Here is a 3444-nt window from a genome sequence, read left to right on the forward strand (position 1 = left end):
ATCGTGATTCCACCGGCGATCTGTATGGCGCGCTGCCGACGTCGGAATGCGGAGACACGTTCGGCTAGTAAAGACCCTATGCCGCGGCCGGCCAGCGCGAAAGCCAGCAGCGGCAACGCGGTGCCGATGGCGAATGTCGCGGTCAGGACGAGGGTCGGCAGGCCGATGGAGCCGGTGCCGCCGGCGACGACGATCGCGGCCAGCACCGGCCCGGCGCACGGCACATAAAGCGCGCCCAATGTCAGACCAAATCCGAAACCGCTTCTGCCACCTTCTGTTTGATCTTCTTTGACACGCAGTGGGATGCGCGCGAACGGACGTTCCAGCAGGTGCATCACCGTCGGGAAGATCAGTCCGAGTCCGATCACGGTCAACGTCACCAACGCGGCCCACCGGATCGCATCCTGGGGCAGATGCAGCGCCGACAACAGCGCGGAGCCAGCCAGGGTGACCACGCTGAAGCTGCAGACCAATCCCGCGATCACCAGGTACGGCCGCGCACCGGAGGTGCTGACCCGGCTGCTGTTCAAGCCGGACACGAACACCACCGGAAGCACCGGCAAGATGCACGGCGAGATGCCGGTGATCAGGCCACCGAGAAACCCGATCAGCGCGATGGTTAGCATGGCAGTAATTCGGAGTGAGCGGGGTTATGGACGGCTATGTCGGGCGCCACCGACGGGACGGCTAGTCGCTGTAAGCCAGGGATTGGTCCGGACGGGGTTCGACCGGCGCAGCCAGGGGCCTCGGTGGCCTGGAGCGCACCCTGATCGGCCACCAGAACCAGCGCCCCAGGATCGCGGCGATGGACGGCGTCATGAACGCGCGCACGATCAACGTGTCGAACAGCAGACCCAGGCCGATGGTGGTGCCCACCTGTCCGATCATCCGAACATCGCTGACGACCATGGCCGCCATGGTGAACGCGAACACCAGGCCCGCGTTGGTCACGACCTTGCCGGTGCCGCCCATGGATCGGATGATGCCGGTATTGAGCCCGGCATGAATTTCCTGTTTGAACCGGGAGACCAGCAGCAGGTTGTAGTCAGATCCAACGGCCAGCAGAACGATGACCGACATCGCAATGACCATCCAGTGCAACGGAATATCGAGAATGTGCTGCCAGAACAGCACCGAGAGCCCAAAGGAGGCACCCAACGAAACAGCTACCGTGCCCACGATGACCGCGGCGGCGACCAGCGCCCGAGTGAGGATCAGCATGATGATGAAAATTAGGCACAGCGAGGAAATTCCCGCGATCACCAGATCCCATCCGGCGCCCTCGGAGATGTCCTTGAAGACGGCCCCCGTCCCGGCCAGATAAAATTTTGCGTCCTCCAATGGAGTTCCCTTGGTCGACTCCTCGGCCGCGGTGCGTATCGCGTTGATGCTCGCGATCCCCTCGGCCGATGCGGGATCCCCCCGATGCAAGATGATGAAGCGCGCCGCGTGCCCGTCCGGCGACAGGAAGCTCTTCATGGCGCGTTTGAAGTCCGCATTTTTGAAGACCTCTGGCGGCAGGTAGAACGAATCGTCGTTTTTGGAGCCGTCGAAAGCGTGGCCCATGGCCGTAGCGTTGTCGCTCATCTGATCCATCTGATCGAAGATGCCCGACATGGTGCTGTGCATGGTCAGCATCATGGTCCGCATGTTCACCATGGTGTCGATCATCGGCGGGAACTGGGCGATCATCTGCGGCATCAGCGTGTCGAGCTGTTTGATGTCACCGACGAGAGTGTTCAGTTTGTCGTCGATCTTATCGACACCGTCGATCGTGTCGAATATCGACCGAAGCGAAAAGCAGATCGGAATATCGAAACAGTGTCTTTCCCAATAGAAGTAGCTGCGGATGGGGCGCCAGAAATCTTCGAAGTTCGCGATGTCATCGCGTAGCTCGCTGGTGATTTGTTGCATTTCCACGGTGTCGCCGACCATGCGATGGGTGGTGGCGTCGAGCTGCTGCATCAAGCCGTACATCCGCTGCATGGTGGCGATCGTCTTGGTGATCTCGTCGGCCTGCTTGACCATGTCGTTCATCCGGTCGCGCTGGTATTTCATGGTCTGCATCTGACCGGCGTTTTGCATGCTCATCTGGAACGGTATCGACGTGTGGTCCATCGTCGTTCCCTCGGGCCGGGTGATCGCCTGCACGCGAGAGATCCCCGGAACCCGGAAGATGCCCTTGGCCAGCCGGTCCAAGATCAGGAAGTCCGTCGGATTGCGCATATCGTGGTTCGACTCGATCATCAGAATCCCTGGCTTCATTCGGGCCTGGGAAAAGTGGCGATCCGCGACCGCGAAGCCTTTATTGGCGGGGATGAAACTGGGCAGATACGACCGGTCGTCGTAGCTGGGCTTGTATCCGGGCAGGGTGAGCAGGCCGACGAGGGCCACAGCGGAGCTGACGGCGAGGATGGGCAACGGCCAGCGAACCACCGCGGTACCGACGCGTCGCCAGCCCCGAACGCTCCATTTCCGCTTGGGGTCGAACAGACCGAATCGGCTGCCCACGGTCAGCACCGCCGGCCCCAAAGTGAGGGCGACCACGACCGCGGTCAGCATGCCCACGGCGCATGGGATGCCCAGGGTTTTGAAATAGGGCATTCGGGCGAAACTCAGGCAAAACGTTGCACCGGCGATCGTCAATCCAGAGCCCAGGATGACGTGGGCCGTCCCGCGGTACATGGTGTAGAAGGCGGTTTCCCTGTCCTCACCGGCGTGGCGGGCTTCCTGGTAGCGACCGATGATGAAGATCCCGTAGTCCGTACCGGCGGCGATCGCCAGTGACGTGAGCAGGCTGACCGCGAAGGTGGAAAGTCCGATGATCCCGGTGTGCCCGACCACCGCAACGGCTCCGCGCGCAAGGACCAATTCGAAACCAACCGTGACCAGCAGCAAAATCACGGTTATCACCGAGCGGTAGACGAACAGCAGCATGATCAAAATGACCGTGACCGTTGTCGCGGTGATTTTGATCATGGATTTGTCACCGCTGTGGTGCAGATCGGAAGCCAGCGCCGACGCCCCGGTGACGTAGGCCTTGACCCCGGGGGGCGCCGGCGTACTGTCCACGATTTTGCGGACCGCGTCGACGGATTCGCTGGCTAGCGGCTCGCCTTGGTTACCGGCGAGATTCACCTGGACGGTTACGGCCTTGCCGTCGTTGCTTTGTGCGCCCGCCGCCGTGAGTGGATCCCCCCAGAAGTCCTGGATGCTCAGCACGTGCGTCTTGTCTTCGCGCAACTTGCTGATCATGGCGTCGTAGAACCTGTGCGCGTCGTCCCCCAGGGGCTTGTCACCCTCGATGACGATCATCGCCACACTGTCGGTTTCTCCTTCGGTGAACGCGTGGCCGATGTGTTTCATCGCCACCATCGATGGCGCGTCGTTAGGGCTCAGGGATACCGACCGCTCTTGGCCGACCACTTCCAGCGATGGGACGAA

The 3444-nt window shown here is 61.6% G+C and carries 2 protein-coding genes; both read right to left on the reverse strand.

Annotated features, from left to right (window positions below):
• The coding region (locus tag ACLP9N_RS36490; RefSeq protein WP_442411956.1) for a cytochrome c biogenesis CcdA family protein at positions 1-626 on the reverse strand (626 nt) is incomplete at its 3' end.
• Positions 627-687: 61 nt separating this feature from the next.
• On the reverse strand, positions 688-3444 hold a 2757-nt coding region (locus ACLP9N_RS36495; protein WP_442411957.1), incomplete at its 5' end, for an MMPL/RND family transporter.

This window comes from Mycobacterium sp. (assembly GCF_052144515.1).
Lineage (GTDB): Bacteria > Actinomycetota > Actinomycetes > Mycobacteriales > Mycobacteriaceae > Mycobacterium.